Raw genomic sequence first — 17066 nt, forward strand, 5'->3', positions numbered from 1 at the left:
CTCCTATTTCATCTGCGCTTCCGGACTAATCAGCACAAGCTGGAGCAGGCCGCGCATCCCGTTCGTCTTCTGGGCGGCATGGATGAACGTTTCATCCGCATAATTCGCCAGCACCGCAGCCGTCTGCTCTCCCAGCTCCCGGACCCCGACGTTCAACCCGAACTGCTTCACCCATTGCTGCGAAGACGCGGAAGCCTCCAGCATGTAATCCTTCGCGCTAAAGTGGCCCTGGTTCAGCCGCTTGACGGCCGATTCCGCGAACTGGCAGCGCGCCAGCAGGTTGGCGGTCGTCAGCCAGGCCGTCCCGCCGCGCCAGCCAGCAACATTGGGCGGAAGGTAAAGCTCCTGCCCCATCTTGCGCAGCGCCTGCGCATAGCCTCTGGCGACCGGCAGCTCCAGCACTTTGGCGATGCCCGCAACGTATTCCGCCGGCGACTTGACCAGGCTCCCCCGCAGCTCCGACGCGTAGAAGGCATCGGAGAGAAAAAGCGACCGCAGCGTATCGCCGATGTGGAAGTTTTTCGCGAACACCGCCGCCAGCCCGGTCACCCACTCCTCCGACGGCTCGGCCGCCGCGAACCACGTGAGCAGCTTTCGCGCCACCCAACGCGGGAGCGCGTCCTGCTTGAACAGCACGTCCACGAAGCCATCCGCATCGAGAGGGCCGGTATGTCCGAGCACCGTCTTGCTGCCGCCGTCATGCTGCTTGGCGTTGAAGTTGACTTGGTCCGTCTTTTTATCGTAGCTCCATCCGGTCAGCGCCCGCGCCGCTTCCTTGACGTCCTCTTCCGTATAGTTTCCGATCCCGAGCGTGAACAGCTCCATCGCCTCTCGGGCGTAGTTTTCGTTCGGCTTGCCCTTGCGGCTGTTATTCGTATCCAGATATACCATCATCGCCGGATCTTTGCCGATCTCCCGCACCAGGTCGCGAAAGCTGCCAAGCGCGTGAGTGCGCAGCAGCTCGTTCTGCCGCACAATTAACGGCATCTCCCTGACCTTCTGGTACGAGGTGGTAAAATGGCCGTGCCAGAACAGCGTCATTTTTTCGATTAACGGAGCTTGCGTGTTGATCATCCGGTACAGCCAATAGGTCTGCTGATCAATGATCGGCTCTTTGTCCAGCGCTTTGCCGTCGGCGGTAATCCGCTCGATCGGCTCCGGCGAGAACGTTCGGCCTATCAACGACTCCCCGGCGACGAGCCGCCGCACGGTTTCCTCCTTCCCGAGCTGAAGTACCGCATTCACTTCCTCCCTACCGGGAAAAAACGTCGCCCGGCTGAGCAAATGCGCCGCTTCCTTTTCCGTCCATTGTGCACTCATCCGCAGCACCGCCCTGCATGTCTTTATTCCTAATATATTGTTATTCTATAGGACAAATGTTACAAAAGTATTTGCCTGATCATTCCAAATAAAAAAAAGAGCAAACAAAAAAAACGCTTCAAATCGAAGCGTCCGTTCGGTACAATATAATGAAGTTTCGAATCCGCTTCAACTTCAAAGCGACTTGTCGGATTCGGCCGCAGCCAAGAGGTGATTCGCATGCGCTCTGATCTGATCATACGGGAACTGCCCATTGTCAAACAAGTGTTCCCTTATAAAGTACTGCCGCAAAAAAGTCCTTCCCAGTTTTATTCCCATTATCACGACGACGTGTTCGAGATTCTTCTGGTGCAGCAGGGGAGCGCCGAATTCCGTATTGGCGGGCAGAGGCTGACGGCCGTGCCCGGCGATATTTTTCTGATCAACGAGGGAGAAATTCACGAAGGCGGCACGCTGGACGACGAGGCGGAATACTGCGCGTTTCTGTTCGATCGGACCCGGATCGTTCATTCGCACGTCGCCCATTCGGATTACGCCGCTTCCTTAACCGAGCCGTTGTCCGTACCGGTGCATCTGAGCCCCGCCGACGAGCATTACGAATCCATCGCGGCCCTGCTTCGACGCATTGCGGACGAGTACGACCGCAAGGAAACCGGCTTCGAGGTCGTCATCCAATCGTACATCACCGTGCTGATTACCGTGCTGACCCGTCTCTACGCAAGCCCCGGCCGCAGCGATCAAGGAGAGGCCGCAGGCAAACGCAAGCTGGAGAAGCTGAAGGAAGTGCTCACTTTCGTCGAAACGCATTACCGGGAAAAATTAACGATCGAACGCGCCGCACAAGTGGCCAACATGAGCAATCATCACTTCTGCCGCGTGTTCCGCGCAGCCGTCGGGAGAACGTTCATGGAATATGTCCACCTGCTGCGCATCAACAAAGCGGAAGAGCTCCTCCGCGATACGGACTGGTCCATGACGACGATCGCCGAGGAAGTCGGCATTTGCGATGTGAATTACTTCGGGCGGCTGTTTCGCAAGTACAAGCGCTGCAGTCCGGCCCAGCTCCGCAAAAACCGTTACGCCGGTCAGCCGCCGGGTTGACCGGCCGAGCTTCCGCTTCGCCGTATGTCACGATAAACGAAATTGCTCCAAGCTGGCGATATAGACGGGAATTCGCTCCTCCACCGCGGCTTGGTCGCCATAGCGCAGCACCGCTTCCTCCGTCATATCGTGCTCCAGAAGCCCGATATGGTCGCAGGTCAGGTCCAACAGCATCAGAAATTGTTCCACGCGCAGCGCGTAGACCATCTCAGGATCGCCTTGCGCATACCCTTCGAGAAACCCGTCGGCGAACGAGCGGAGCAAGGGCCGGTACCGGTCGAACCGGTGATGCTCGTACCGCGGAGAGCGGTGAAACGACGGAAACAACGTATTGAAATTGTTCAACACGTTGCCGGCAAACGCGAGACCGTCATAGATGATCGGCACCGGATCGATCAAGCGGACCCCCGCTTCGCAAATAATGAGGTTTTCCGGTGACACGTCCCGGTTCGTCAAGCTTAGTCCAGGCGTACGCCGCAAGCGGAACGGGACGATTTCGTCCACAATTCGCTTCACGCCCGCGGCTTCGCTGCCATATCCCGCACGCTGCAGCCGTTCCCACGACTCCAAATAGCTCTCCGTATCCTCTACCCAATACGCGCAAAAATCCTGCTGATGATCGCCAGCAAGTTTTCCGTCCTTCCAGTCCAGAAACCCGAACCCTTCCAGCTCGACGCTCGTCCGGTCCATTTGCCGGAAAAAGCGTCCGCACTGCGCTCCCCACCGGGCCGCTTCGACTTCGTCCGCTGCCGCGAGCGACATGACGGGCCCGCTGTAGGTTTCGATCGTAAAGCTCAGCTCCGGACTGACGTAGTATGTATAATACGGAGGGCAGATGCCTTCGCTCACCCCGTTCGCCAACCGGTAATACAATCCTCGGCCGCCATATTCGGCTCTCAGTTCCCGTTCGTTATACACAAACGGCTTCCCGTAGGAAAAAGGCTTCGGAAACCGCGCCACCAAAGGCCCGGTTTCCGTTGTAGAGATCAGGTAAGCTTCATGCCATGCGCCTTCCGCCAAATACGAGACCTGCAGCCCGTTTTTTCCGAGCCCGGTCAGCTTAAGCGCAGCTTCGATTCTTGCCTTGATTCCCGCTTCCAATGTAGCTCCTCCTTACAGCCGGACCGGCTGCCCTTGTGCTGCGGACTCATAGGCGGCAAGAGCAACGGCCGCGGCTTTCATCCCGTCTTCGCCTGTAATCGGGACTGACGTGCCGTGGAGCAGCGCCTCAACGAACGATCGGACCAAATACTCGTCCATATTGTCTCCCCAATAGCTCCACTCCCCTTTGCCCGCCTGAACGTTGTACACATCGTTCTTTTGGGCAAACGCATCGACGGAGAGCACTCCGCGCGTGCCGACGATTTCCATCGTCACATCCCCCCAGGTCGGGAAGCTCCGGTTGCGCGACCAGCTCGGGTCCAGAACGGCGAAAACGCCGTTATCGAATTTGACGTGCACCATGCCGGCGTCGTCAATATCCTGCTCCTGAAACACCGTCGTCGCATAGGCGTATACTTCCTGCACTTCCGCGCCAAGAAACCAATGCATCAAGTCCATGACATGGACCGTATGGTCCAGCACCGCGCCACCGCCGGACAGCGCCTTATCGGCGAACCATCCGCCCGGAAAGCTGCCACGGTTCGTGCCTTTGATCGCCACGATCTCGCCGATCTCACCGCGCTCGACCGCTTGCTTCGCTTGCACGACCGCAGGCAGATAGCGGCATGGAAAGGCGGTCATCAGCTGTACGCCGTTTTCTTTGCAGGCCGTGATCATCTCTTCCATCTCCCGCTTGGAAACGCCAAGCGGCTTCTCGCACAGGACGTGCTTCCCGGCTTGCGCCGCAGCGATGGTCAGCTCCGCATGCCGGACATTTTCCGAGCAGATGACGACGGCATCGATATCCTTCGAGAGCAGCTCCCGGTAATCTTCAAAATAAGGGATACCGTGCTTCTCCGCCACGGCCTCCACGCGGGATTTCACTTCGTCTGCGATTCCCGCCACTTCGACCTCGGGCATGGCAACGAGCGAGTTCAAGTAGCTGAATGCATGACCGTGCGCGAAGCTGATCATTCCTATTTTTAATTTGTTCATCGTAGCGTTCCTCCTCACGTGGAATTAGAGATGCACGGCAGTGCCCGTTTTGGCCGATTTAATGGCGGCAAGTGCAATTTCAACCGCTTTGTACGCATCGGCCGGCGTCACGATCGACTCGCGGTTTTCACGGATGCACCGGACGAAGTGCCGCAGCTCGTAATAATACGGATCGTGATATCCCGGGCTGCCCGGCACTTCCACGGCGGCAGGGCCGTCCTGGCCCTCGGATACCCGGACCAATTGCAGCGACTGCGCCTCCAAGCTGCTGTTGCGCACGATTCCATCCGACCCGGCGATTTCCGCCTTCGTATGGAACGGTCCGGGATACCCCCAGAACGCTTCCAGATTGGCGACGGCCCCCTGTTCGAACACGAGCGTCGCCAACGCATAATCCATCTCTTGATCGCGCCGGTTAAGCGCATACACCGATTTCACTTCGCCGAGCGCCCAGCGCATAAAGTCGATATCGTGAACCATCAGGTCGAGGATCACACCGCCGCTTTGCTCGAAATTGCCGAACCATTCTTTCACCTTCGCCGGATGGCTGCCGGACCGTTTCGCGTGCGCTACTCCGAGCTTGCCCAATTCCCCGGCCTCGACTTTCCGCTTGATATCGGCATACTCCGGGAAGAAGCGGACGACATGGCCGACGAACAAACGAACGCCCGCCTGCTCGCAGGAGCGGATCATCTCCGCCGCATCCTCCAGCGTCAGAGCCATCGGCTTCTCGCACACGACGTGCGCGCCAAGCGCCGCTGTCTTCACCGTGTATTCTTTATGTAAATAAGTAGGCAGCGCAATGCTGACCAGATCAGGCTTGACGGCGGACATCATTTCTTCATAGGAAGCAAAAGCGCGGCAATTCGTTTCATCCGCCAGCCGCTCGGCAAGATGAACCTCGATATCGCATACTCCGACCAGCTCAACTTCAGGCATGGACGCATAATGGATAGCGTGAATCCGCCCCATTCCCCCGCAACCAACTACGACGACTTTCATGAATAACCCTCCTTGACGGTATTCCGAAGCTGTTCGGATGCTTCCGATTATAACCTACGGGAAGCGTGCCGTCTCGGCATGGAATTGCTCATTTTTAGCACGATATTGATCGTTTCTCTCAAATCAGCGAAGGAACGGGGCAAAAGCTTAAGGCTTCGTTCTTATATACGTCGGCGGGTGAACCTTATCGATCATCAGCAGGCCGTCGAATTGTTCCCGCGGAATCATACTTTCCGGCAACATCCCCCAATCGAGCGAGATGCGGGGCTGGAACATCCACGAGGTGCCCTTCTTGTTCTTCCAATATTTCAAATCGACATACGTATACGGATGTCCGGCTTGCTTCAAAATGTGTTCCATGCTGCCGGGCTCGTGCGTACCGATCTTGTACGTTTGTGCCATATTGTTGCCTGCCTCGCCTTCATACATGTACAGGCCGATCGCATAGCTTTGCTTCTTCAGCCTGTCAGGCATGAGCTCGCCCATGAGCTTCACTCCGGAGTACGGAGAGTTCATGACCTGCGAATTGTTTTTGCGGATGTGGTCGTTATGGCCCCAGACGATGATTTTCTTGTTCGGATATATATGATCTGCAAGCCAAGTCAAGTTGTCTGCCATCATTTCGTCGCGAATGCGCATCGTTTGCAGAAAAGGCTCGTAGTCCCCTTGCTCCGTGGCGGTGTTGCTGCGAATGACAACCTCCGTGTACTCCTTCACGACACGAATCCGGTCGTCCATGACCCGCTGCGTCATTTCGAGCAAGTGCTTGTTTTTCGGATACTGTGCTTGCAGCTCGGCCGCATGGTTCCCCAGAAAAGCTTTCATGTCTTCGTAGGTTTTGAGCAGTTGAGGCTTCGCCTGGGCGTAAGCGGCGGCATCCTTGCTCTCGCTCCAATCGGCAAGCTCCTCCTCGGCCTTGACAAACGCATCGGCCAGCGCGGCATCCTTCGTTCCGATCCATTCCTTCATAAACGAAGCGTAAGGGAATTGAACCTGCATATCGAAGCCGCTGACCGCAAGCGGACGCTCCGTACCCGCGCTTTGCTTAATATAGTCGAATAAAGGCAGCGTCTCCTTGCTCCACCATACCCCAAAGATCGCATCCTTCATCAGCTCTTCCGGCGAGCGGGACTCGACTCGGGCATAGGCGCCTGCCGCATTCCCCATCCCCGATTCAAAAGCGATCACGTCAAAGCCGAGCTCCTCATGCAAATATTGAATCAGCCGGGTTTTCACCTGATTATACTCAGCGACGCCATGGGAGTTTTCCCCCAGATAGACGATCCGCTTATCCATCAATAGAGGCTTTAGAAAGGTTAAATCTTTAAATTGCTCTTTCTCAATCGAACCGTTCGATACCGTTTCCGGCTCAATCGATTCGAGCGCATACGCATGGGACTTCACCCAATTCCCCCACGCGAGATTATAGTCTTCTACCGAGCCCTTAAGCGGAGCTTTCGCTTCCGTCGTTTCCTTGACTTCGGCATACGCTGCCTGAGGAATTAAGCAGACGGCTGCCATCGCAGCAATAACAGCTTGCTTCATTGTCCATTTCAGCTTGTGCATCCTTCGTTCTCCTTTTGTCCGATACGTTGGTGTAGAAACCGCCATTCGCCCTATGCGGTCACTCGGCTTCCATCCTATCAACCACAGTTTAAAATCGAGAACGATTTTTGTTTAAATTTCGGTTAAAACCCGATGCATCCTAGCAAAAAAAGAAGCCCCCTGCTTAGAGCAAGGAGCTTGTTCAGACGGAATAATAGAGGTTACGAGGGAGTGGGGTATCCACTTCCGACCGCTGCTCCACCCCACAAAGTGAAGTTAAATCAGAGAAGCTCAGTCCGAGTACTTTGCGGGGACCCCGGGTCATCGGGAAATTTGATTGAAGCCGCTTAGTAGCGGATATTTCCCGAAGACAAAGGCGGCCGCTATCGCTTCTCCAGTGGATACCCCACCTCCGTTTACATCTCTATTGTAAAAGCCCACTTTCTCAACGCACAGAAGCTCCTTGCCTGAGGCAAGGAGCTTCTTCGTTCGAATCTATGCATGAGGCCGAGGCTTACAGATCGAAGTACAAGGAGTACTCGTGCGGGTGAATGCGGATCGATACCGCTTTGGCTTCATCGCGCTTCAGCGCAACGTAGTTGTCGATGAAGTCTTTGGAGAACACGCCGCCTTCGGTCAGGAACTCGTAGTCCGCTTCCAGAGCGTCGAGCGCTTCGTCCAGCGTACCCGGTACGCTGCGGATTTCTTTCTTCTCTTCTTCCGGCAGCTCGTAGATGTTCTTGTCGAGCGGGCCGTAGCCGAGTGCGCTCGGATCGATTTTTTTCTTGATGCCGTCCAGACCGGCGAGCAGCATTGCTGCGAAGGCCAGGTACGGGTTAGCCGTGGAGTCCGGCGTACGGAACTCGATGCGGCAGCCTTTCGGCGTTACGGCAGCAACCGGAATACGAACGGCTGCGGAACGGTTGCCCTTGGAGAACACGAGGTTAACCGGCGCTTCGTAGCCAGGAACCAGACGTTTGAACGAGTTCGTGCTCGGGTTGGTCAAAGCGATCAACGCCGGAGCATGGTACAGAATACCGCCGATGTAGTGCAGCGCCATTTCGCTCAAGTTGGCATAGCCGCCTTTTTCATAGAACAGCGGAGTGTCGCCGTTGAAGATCGATTGGTGAACGTGCATCCCGCTGCCGTTGTCACCAAACAGCGGCTTCGGCATGAAAGTGGCCACTTTGCCGTATTGACGGGCGGTGTTTTGCACGATGTATTTGTATTTCATCAGGTTATCGGCTGTTTTGGTCAGCGTGTCGAAACGGAAGTTGATCTCGCCTTGGCCTGCGGTAGCCACCTCATGGTGATGGCGCTCAATGCGGAGGCCGGATTCGATCAGCAGTCGGCACATTTCGCTGCGGATGTCTTGCTGCGTATCCGTCGGACCAACCGGCACATAGCCGCCTTTGTGGCCGACTTTGAAGCCCAGGTTGCCGCCTTCTTCCTTGCGGTTCGTGTTCCAGTGCGCTTCTTCGGAATCTACGAAGTACGAGGAAGAGTTTTGCTTGCTTTCGAAGCGAACTTCGTCGAAGATGAAAAATTCGGATTCCGGTGCGAAGAATGCAGTCGTACCTACGCCGGACGTTTGCAAATATTCTTCAGCCTTCTGGGCGATGCTGCGCGGATCGCGCTCGTAGCGTTCGCCGTCAGGCGTATGGATGTTGCTCATGATAACCAGCGTCGGATGAGCGGTGAACGGATCGATGTAGCTGGTCTCCGTGTCCGGCATCATAACCATGTCGGACTCTTCAATGCCTCTGAAACCGGGGATGGAAGAACCGTCGAACGCTACGCCGTTCACGAAAGTTTCTTCTTCTACCTCGGATGCCGGTAAAGAAATGTGATGTGCTCTGCCGTTCAGATCGACAAAACGGAAATCTACCCACTCGATGCCTTTTTCCTTGATGGTGTTTAATACGTTTTGTACTGACATTGACTCGCCAACCTCCTAATTTCCGAACATTTTCATCATTTTGTTCGCTCATTGTTCAAGTTTTCGTTGATCATGGACTTATTATAAATCGACATCGCAATAATCGTCAATACTTATGTCAGGTATTTTTTACGAGAGTGTAAGGTATGCTTACACAAGAGTGATTCTTGTCACAAATTGGACAAGAAAAAGGCTTGATTTCCTGAAAAACAGGAGAATCAAGCCTCTTCCGATAAGGAATCTACCTTAAAAATACGATCATTACAGCGCCAGTACCGCTTCTTTCTTCGTATCGAACCGTTTTCCGCAAAGCGGCGCCAATTGCTCCAAATCTAACATGAGTTTGGCGAATTGGTCCGGGAACAGCGATTGCACGCCGTCTCCGGTCATCGAGTTGTCGGGGTCCGTGTGCATTTCGACAATCAGACCGTTTGCACCGGCGGCGACGGAAGCTTTGCACATCGGCTCTACCAGCTCGCGGCGCCCCGTGCCGTGGCTCGGGTCCGAAATGACCGGCAAATGACTGAGCGACTGCAGCGCCGGAATGGCCGCCAGGTCGAGCGTGTTTCTCGTGTAAGGTTCGAATGTTCGGATTCCGCGTTCACAGAGCATGACGTTCGGATTGCCGCCCGCCAAAATGTATTCCGCCGCATTCAAAAATTCATCGTACGTCGCACTGAAGCCGCGCTTGAGGAGCACCGGCGTTTGGATCGAGCCGAGCTTGCGGAGCAGATCGAAATTCTGCATGTTCCGGGTGCCGACCTGCAAAATATCGGCGTACTCGGCGCACACGTCGACGTACTCCGGCGTCATGACTTCCGTGATGGTCAGCAGTCCGTGCTTTTTGCCGGCTTCCGCCATCATCACCAGTCCCTCGACGCCAACGCCCTGGAAGCTGTAAGGGCCGGTTCTCGGCTTGAAGGCGCCGCCGCGCAGCACCTGGGCGCCGGAGGCTTTTACCAAGCGGGCGATTTCGTCGATTTGCTCCGGCGACTCGACCGCGCAAGGTCCGCCCATAATGACCAGTTCGTCGCCGCCGATCGATACGTCGCCGATTCGGATTACCGTATTGTCCGGGTGAAAATCGCGGCTTGCAAGTTTATACGATTTGGAGATTTTGACGACCTGCTCTACGCCGGACAACTGGCGAAGCTGTTCGGCCAGCGCCGGGCTCGCCTTGCCGATAATGCCGACGACCGTGCGGTCTACGCCTTTGGACACATGAGCCGTTACCTCGTGCTTCTCAATATGATGAACGATTTCGGCAATGCGCTCTTCGGTAATTTTGTCGGATAAAATAACGATCATGACAATCCACGCTCCTCTGGGACATGTTCATACTTAGACGCTTCGACGCTTATACGCTTTTAAGTGTTAAAGTAACTATACAACGAGGAGCCGCTCCTCGTCAAGAACGAAGCAAAAGATTATTCCTTCAGCCTTCAGTCCCCGAGGAGAGCAGCACCTGTTCCTTGCGCCTTCTCCGCTTTTCCTTCCGCTTGCCGTCGTACCACTCCAGCAGCCATTTAATCGGATAAAAGACGATAAGCCCCAAGACGGCCCCGTCGATGACCCCGCCGATAAACAGCTTCAAGTTGAATTTGATAAACGTATCGAGCCAATCCGGCAGCACGGTCAATAAATGCCCCTTGATGCCGCGCGGAAGCACCCAGCCTCCCACTTGCCGATTCAGGAACGACATCGGGATGTAGATCACTTTGCCGAACACGAATCCGATCAAAGCCGCGGCCATGCTGGCCCGGAATACGTAGACCAGCGGAAAGATAAGAAAAAAAGCAAGCCCCGCCGTAGGCAGGGTAAACATTTCTATAAACAGACCGACGGAGAAGCCGAGCGCGACGATGGCCGGCCCTCCTTTGGCTCTTGTCAGCTGCAGATACTTGTATTTGAACCAACGTCCCACATTTCGAAGTTGAAAAGGTTTTTTGCCTGTTGTCTGTTTGCCCATGACTGTATGTCCCTTTCCTTCCGTGAGCAGCCTACTCCGCGCTTGCTTTTTGCTTGGCGACCGGGATTAAGCGGTCCATATTGACCGTGCGCCGCAGCTCCCAGGTCGCGGGATCGGCAGCATCGTATTGTTCCAGATACGCGATGACTTCCTTGGTGATCGGCGTGGGCGTCGAGGCCCCGGAGGTGACGCCTACGCGGCGCACCGGCTTCAGCCACTCGGGGTTCAGCTCGGAAAGATCGGCGATGCGGTACGCCTTGACTCCCGCGATCTCCTCGGACACTTGCGCAAGACGGTTCGAGTTGTTGCTTCGCGGGTCGCCGACGACGATAACGAGATCGGCCTCCTTCGCCTGCTCCGCGACCGCTTCCTGCCTTACTTGGGTAGCAAGGCAAATCTCGTTATGAATTTCCGCTTGCGGGAACTTTTTCAGCAGCCGGTTCATGATGTGTTTGATATCCCACTGGCTCATTGTCGTCTGGTTCGTAATCAGGATACGCTCCGACGCCACATCAAGCTTGTCGATTTCTTCCGTATTCTCGATCAGATGCACGCGATCCGGCGCGACGCCCACGGCGCCTTCCGGCTCGGGATGGCCTTTCTTGCCGATATAAATGATCGTATAGCCCTCGGCCGTCTTCTCGCGAATCAAATCATGCGTCTTCGTCACGTCGGGGCACGTCGCGTCCACGACGGTCAAGCCCTTGTCGCGTGCTTTGCGGCGAACCTCGGGAGATACCCCGTGGGCGGTGAAAATCACCGTGCCCTTGTCCACCTGCTCCAAAATTTCCAGACGGTTCGGGCCGTCGAGCGTAATGACGCCTTCTTTTTCAAAATAGTCGGTGACATGCGCATTGTGCACGATCATGCCTAAAATATATATGGGTCTCGGCAGATCCAAATTTTTGGCGGTCTGCATCGCCAGCGCCATCGCGTCGACGACGCCGTAGCAATAGCCGCGGGGAGATATTTTGATAACGTCCATGCTGCACCTGCCTGTCGAATTTTCTCGTTTATTCTTTCATTATACCTGATTCCTCGGCTGGAGGGAATTGTCCTCGGCTTGCGGCGTCCGTCTGCTTAGTTCCGCTGCGATCGGCAACCAGATTATAAAGGTCGTTCCCTCGTCTTTCCGCGTCTTGACCTCGACGGAGCCCTGATGCTCGTCGATAATCCATTTGGCGATGGACAGACCCAGCCCCGTTCCGGACTTGCGGCCCCGCGACGGGTCCGCGCGGTAGAACCGCTCGAAAATATGCGGAATCTCGGATTTGTCCATCCCGATGCCCGTATCCTCGATCCGGATGCCGATCTGTCCGCCGTGCCTTAAGGTATCGAGCCGGACGTGGCCCTGCTCCGTATACTTGAACGCATTTTCGAGGAAAATGAACAGCAGCTGTCTTAAATAATCTTCATTGCCGTAGACGTATACGCCCTCGACCGCCTTCGTCTGTCCGACGATCCATTCGGCCGTTTTCGGCAGCAGCTGCGCTTTCCGCGCGATCTCATCGAGCAGCGGCTGCAGCTCGACTTCGTCCTTGGTCATCTGGAACCCGGCGTCGGCGCGGGCCAGCGACAGCAGGTCGTTCACGAGCCGCGACATGCGCTCCGCTTCGCCCGAAATATCGTGCATCGCCTCCAGCGTCATCTCCATCTTCGCATGGTCCTGCTCTCCGGAGGTGAGTGCCGTTTGCTTCCATATTTTTTCCAGCAGCTCCATATTGCCGCGTATCGTCGTCAGAGGGGTACGCAGCTCGTGCGACGCATCCGACACGAACCGGCGCTGCGCGCCGTAAGCCTCTTCCAGTTCGGTATAAGCGTTCTGGAGCCGTCCGAGCATGCCGTTAATCGTCTGTGTCAGCTCGCCGATCTCATCGTTCGGGCCGGTGTATTCGATCCGCTTGTCGAGGTCCACCCCTTTTTCGATCCGGTTCGTGGCCGTGATGACCTGCTCGATCGGCCGAAGCGCCTTGCGCGCGAGAAACCAGCCGACCGAAGCGGCAATCAGCACGCTGATCAGCCCGATCACCGTCAAAATCAGGCGCAGGAGCGCCAGTAAGCTCTCGTACTGTTCAATCGAGTAAGCGGCCTGCATGACCCCCAATACGTTGCCAGTATACTGCTGAACGAGAGGTACATAATATACCATGAACGAGTAGCCCTGGATGCTCATCCTCTCGAACTGACACTGGTTGTTCAGTATGCATTTGACCTTCTCCTCGGTCATATTGGGAATTTTGATCCCCGTCTGTTCGGAGTCGGGCAACTCAATGATCTGCCACGTACTCAAACTTGTCACTTGGTAAAAGACGTTGTTCGTTTTCGGCAAGTCGCGAATGTTCGGAACGAGAACGAACTCCCCGTTTATGATCTGAGGCTTGATACGGGAGGCTACGCCCCCTGCTTGCTGCTGGATTTCGGTCTTTAAGTTATCGTAGTAAAAATAATGCAAGAACAAGTAAAGTCCCAGCCCCAGCAGCAGCAGGGTTGCGGATAATATCGCCGTATACCAAAGGGTCAGGCGCAAGCGGATGGACATGTCAGCCTTCCCCTCTCAGCACATAACCGGCGCCGCGAACGGTCTGAATCATCCGTTTGTGCCCATGCTCCTCCGTTTTTTGCCGTAAGAGAGCGATATAAACCTCCAGCACGTTCGATTCTCCGCTGTAATCATAGCCCCAAATTTTCTCCATAATAACGTCCCGCGAAAGCACCCTTCTCGGATTCTGCAAAAACAAGTGCAGCAGCTCGAATTCCTTAGTCGTCAGCTCGATGAGCTGCCCGCCGCGGTACACCTCGCGCGTATCCAGATCCATAAAGATGTCCTGGTACTGCAGCTTGTTGGAAGGCTGCTCCGTTTTGTCCGCCGCTTTGCGGCGCAGCAGAACGCGCACCCGGGCAAGCAGCTCCTCCAGTGCAAACGGCTTCACAAGATAGTCGTCCGCGCCGAGATCAAGCCCCTTCACCCGGTCGGACACCTCGTCCTTAGCCGTCAGCATGAGCACCGGCACGTCCGAGCCGCCTTCGCGAATACGGCGCACGACCTCCCAGCCGTCGAGCTGCGGCATCATCACATCCAGGACGACCGTATCCGGTTCGTTCTCAAGAATTTGCTTTAACCCGTCCATCCCGTGGTTCGCCGTAAATACGGTGTATCCTTCGAACGCCAAACTCCGGCGCAGCATGGACGTAATTTTCTCATCGTCGTCAATCACTAGTATTTTCTCTCTCATAAAATCGTATCCACCCGCCCTTCTTACCTCTATTGTATCAAAATAATGAGGATTGCAAAAAAAAAGAAGCGGAGCTTTCGCTTGTCGTCCGCTCTGCTTCTTTTTTCTTTATGGCATTACTGTTGCTTCTGCGGGTCGATCGTGTTGCGGTCGCCGATCGTAATGTCAATGTTCTGCTTCTTGCCGTCACGCATGATGCCAAGCGTTACTTTATCGCCGGCCTTCAATTTTTTGATGGCTGCGACGACCTCTTCGGAGGTTTTCATCTTGGTGCCGTTGACTTCGGTGATCACATCGTAAGGACGGATACCCGCTTTGAAGGCCGGGCTTTTGCGCTCGACTTCGGCAACGATCGCCCCTTCCGTATTTTCAAGCTTGAGCTCCGAGATCCAATCCTTATCGATATTTTGCATTTGCACACCGATGTACGGAACCGGTTCTTTCGGAATTTTCACGTTGTTTTTCAGGTTATCCAGTACCGCGGATATCGTGCTTGTCGGAATTGCGAAGCCGATGCCCTGTGCTTGCGCACTGACGGCCGTATTGATACCGATGACTTCGCCGTTCAGATTCAGCAGCGGACCGCCGGAGTTCCCCGGGTTAATCGAAGCGTCCGTTTGCAGCAAATGTTTGTATTGGCGCGTTCCGTTCTTATCCGGGATATCGATCGGACGCTCTTTGGCGCTCAGCACCCCGACGGTTACCGTATGATCGAAGCCGTACGGGTTCCCGATGGCTACTACCCAGTCGCCCACGTTCAAGCTGTCTGCGCTGCCGATCGGCAGTGTCGGGAATTCTTGGCCGTTTTCCGGTTCGATCTTCAGCGCGGCCAAGTCGAGATCGTAGTCGTTGCCCAGCAATTGGGCTTTATACGACTTCTCGCTGCCGTTGGAATTTACTTTTACCCAAATTTCATCCGCACCGTCAATCACGTGCTCGTTGGTCAAGATGTAGCCGGTCTTCTCGAAAATAAAGCCGGTCCCCATCCCGCCTGGCTGCAGTTGGCCTTCGTTGCCTTTAGGCTGCTGCTGACGGCTGCCGCCGAAATCGTCGCCGAAAAATTGGCGGAAGAACGGGTCGTCGTACAGCGGATTGCTGGAGCGTCCCGTGCTTTTCGTTTTGACTTTCGTCTCGATCTTAACGACCGCCGGACTTGCCTGCTGCACGATCCCAGAAATATTCGTCGGACGGGCCAAGTCAAGCGAGGAAGGCTTCACGTTTCCGTTATTATTGGCTGCCTGCGCCGGTGCAGCCGCCGAGCTCTGGTTGCTGTTTCCGGTCATAATGCCTTTCGCGCCGGTGAACAGGTTCATTTTGTCCGAGGCGAACATCAGCGCGCCGACCACGACTACACCGGCCATAAACGCGGCGAACATGCTGCGGAAGCCGCTCGACTTCTTCGGTACCGCGCCGAGCTGCCAGTTCCCCATCGGGCCTTGCTGCTGTTCCCCGGAGTTAAAGCCGTACGTGCGAATCGGTTTCGGCGGCGTTACTTCCACCGGGGCGGAGCCTTGACTGTCGCTGACCGTCGTATCCGAAGTGCCGGATTTGTAAGGACCGTAGGAAAAGTAATGAGAGCTTTGCTCACGGCTCGCTGCCGCTTCCTCTCCTCCGGCCGTTTGCCGGTTGTTCCCGTCGGACTCGCTATGCTTCAACTCGTCGTTCGGGCGACGATAAAGATCGTTTGCGTTGTTGTTATTATTGTTATTGTTGTGATCCATCAGAAAAACCTCCGTTTCGTATAAGGCTTCAGGATGATTGCTTTCTTGCCTTGCTGTTCATGTCTTTATATTGCACGTGCAACCTTAAAGAAACCTTAAAGAAAAATAAAATGGAGGTAAAATAAGAGAGGGCAACCCCCTAAGAAGAGCAACCCCCTAAATCCCCCTTAGTAAGGGGGACCCCAGGGGCTGCGCCCCTGGACCCGCAAGGTTGTCTGGGGAGGGAGTGCGCCACATTTTTGTTACTATAGATGAAGGAACGCGTCTATCCGGCGAGCCACGACTCGCCGGATACGCTTACATTTTGGCGCGGCAAAGTCCCGCGCAGCCGTGCGCTGACTGGAAGCGAGGACGGGCCTCGACCGCCGTTAGGCTGGTCGGGACCGGACAGTCGCGGTCCTTGCACCGGCGTATTCGCTAGTGCTGGTGCGCCGCATGGAAGCGAGGACGGGCCTCGACCGCCGTCAGGCTGGTCGGGTCCGGACAGTCGCGGTCCTTGCACCGACGTATCACTAGTGCTGGTGCGCCGTATGGAAGCGAGGACGCACGCTGCCGGCCGTCAGGCCAGGCGCGGGCGGACAGTCGCGGTCCTTGCACCGACGATCCGATTATGGCGACGCTCCCCCTCCCCCGACAACCTTTCGTCGTCCAGGGAGCGAAACCCCTGGGGTCCCCCTTACTAAGGGGGATTTAGGGGGTTGTAAACCCACTTTCGATCTCCCGCAGCAACGAAGCTGCCCGACCTACCCACTTGTCCTCCACGCTGCCGTCTTTATCGAGCGGCTCCTGAAACTGATCCATTAACGCTCCATAAGTGCGAGCCTGTGCCTCTTGATCCAATCCTTCATTATAAACATGCTTGAGTACAAACGGGGTCCCGATTCGGACAAAAGCGTCCGTAGAATCCGTATCTCCGTCCAGTACGCCGCTTGTGACTTCAAACGGGATGCGCAGCCACACTTTATGCCCCTCATCCAAATAGCGGTCAAAGGAACCGTGCTCATAATCCCAGTTGCCGCCCAATGTGAACTCATGCTCGTGCAAATAGCTTCGCACATGTTCAAAAGGCTCTTCCCGCCCTTGCAAAGTCGAATCTAAAGGAACCATCGGCATCTCCTCCAAATCATGATCGCTGCAAC

Annotated in this window: 15 protein-coding genes; 1 reads left to right on the top strand and 14 read right to left on the bottom strand. The window is 55.5% G+C overall.

Annotation, left to right across the window (positions count from 1 at the left end; translation table 11 throughout):
- Window positions 1-3: 3 nt before the first annotated feature.
- On the bottom strand, window positions 4-1320 hold the full coding sequence (locus NI000_RS04890) for a DUF1800 domain-containing protein (RefSeq protein WP_253408262.1): 1317 nt from the start codon (window positions 1318-1320) through the stop codon (window positions 4-6).
- Window positions 1321-1539: 219 nt separating this feature from the next.
- Here NI000_RS04890 and NI000_RS04895 point away from each other — a divergent pair, with 219 nt between their 5' ends.
- Entirely contained in the window at window positions 1540-2421 is an 882-nt protein-coding gene (locus NI000_RS04895; protein ID WP_253408264.1) for an AraC family transcriptional regulator, read from the top strand.
- Between the two features lie 27 nt (window positions 2422-2448).
- Here the strand turns inward: NI000_RS04895 and NI000_RS04900 are convergent, their stop codons facing one another.
- From NI000_RS04900 to NI000_RS04960, 13 genes are all read right to left on the bottom strand, one after another.
- Complete coding sequence (locus NI000_RS04900) at window positions 2449-3522, bottom strand: hypothetical protein (protein ID WP_253408266.1); 1074 nt, start codon at window positions 3520-3522, stop codon at window positions 2449-2451.
- 12 nt (window positions 3523-3534) lie between these two features.
- The gene (locus NI000_RS04905; protein WP_253408268.1) at window positions 3535-4518 is read right to left on the bottom strand and encodes a Gfo/Idh/MocA family protein; all 984 of its coding nucleotides are present in this window, start codon (window positions 4516-4518) and stop codon (window positions 3535-3537) included.
- Window positions 4519-4542: 24 nt separating this feature from the next.
- A complete protein-coding gene (locus NI000_RS04910) occupies window positions 4543-5520 on the bottom strand; it encodes a Gfo/Idh/MocA family protein (protein ID WP_253408270.1) in 978 nt (325 codons plus the stop codon).
- Between the two features lie 147 nt (window positions 5521-5667).
- Window positions 5668-7086, bottom strand: coding sequence for an erythromycin esterase family protein (locus NI000_RS04915; RefSeq protein WP_253408272.1), 1419 nt, complete (start codon window positions 7084-7086; stop codon window positions 5668-5670).
- Window positions 7087-7579: 493 nt separating this feature from the next.
- Entirely contained in the window at window positions 7580-9004 is a 1425-nt protein-coding gene (glnA, locus tag NI000_RS04920; protein ID WP_054974711.1) for a type I glutamate--ammonia ligase, read from the bottom strand.
- Window positions 9005-9265: 261 nt separating this feature from the next.
- On the bottom strand, window positions 9266-10312 hold the full coding sequence (gene aroF, locus NI000_RS04925) for a 3-deoxy-7-phosphoheptulonate synthase (protein WP_253408274.1): 1047 nt from the start codon (window positions 10310-10312) through the stop codon (window positions 9266-9268).
- Between the two features lie 127 nt (window positions 10313-10439).
- Window positions 10440-10973, bottom strand: a complete 534-nt coding sequence (locus tag NI000_RS04930) for a DUF2062 domain-containing protein (RefSeq protein ID WP_253408275.1) — start codon at window positions 10971-10973, stop codon at window positions 10440-10442.
- A 31-nt stretch (window positions 10974-11004) separates the two neighbouring features.
- Complete coding sequence (locus tag NI000_RS04935; RefSeq protein WP_253408277.1) at window positions 11005-11958, bottom strand: 4-hydroxy-3-methylbut-2-enyl diphosphate reductase; 954 nt, start codon at window positions 11956-11958, stop codon at window positions 11005-11007.
- 39 nt (window positions 11959-11997) lie between these two features.
- A complete protein-coding gene (locus tag NI000_RS04940) occupies window positions 11998-13512 on the bottom strand; it encodes a sensor histidine kinase (RefSeq protein ID WP_253408280.1) in 1515 nt (504 codons plus the stop codon).
- A gap of 1 nt (window position 13513) precedes the next feature.
- Window positions 13514-14206: a response regulator transcription factor gene (locus tag NI000_RS04945; protein WP_253408282.1), complete on the bottom strand. Its 693-nt coding sequence runs from the start codon at window positions 14204-14206 to the stop codon at window positions 13514-13516.
- A gap of 116 nt (window positions 14207-14322) precedes the next feature.
- Window positions 14323-15927, bottom strand: coding sequence for a S1C family serine protease (locus tag NI000_RS04950; protein ID WP_253408284.1), 1605 nt, complete (start codon window positions 15925-15927; stop codon window positions 14323-14325).
- Between the two features lie 265 nt (window positions 15928-16192).
- On the bottom strand, window positions 16193-16429 hold the full coding sequence (locus NI000_RS04955; RefSeq protein ID WP_253408286.1) for a hypothetical protein: 237 nt from the start codon (window positions 16427-16429) through the stop codon (window positions 16193-16195).
- Between the two features lie 188 nt (window positions 16430-16617).
- A complete protein-coding gene (locus NI000_RS04960; protein ID WP_253408288.1) occupies window positions 16618-17034 on the bottom strand; it encodes a YugN family protein in 417 nt (138 codons plus the stop codon).
- Between the last annotated feature and the right edge of the window lie 32 nt (window positions 17035-17066).

Origin of the sequence: Paenibacillus tyrphae (assembly GCF_024158745.1) — a bacterium.
GTDB classification, from domain to species: Bacteria; Bacillota; Bacilli; order Paenibacillales; family NBRC-103111; genus Paenibacillus_G; species Paenibacillus_G tyrfis_A.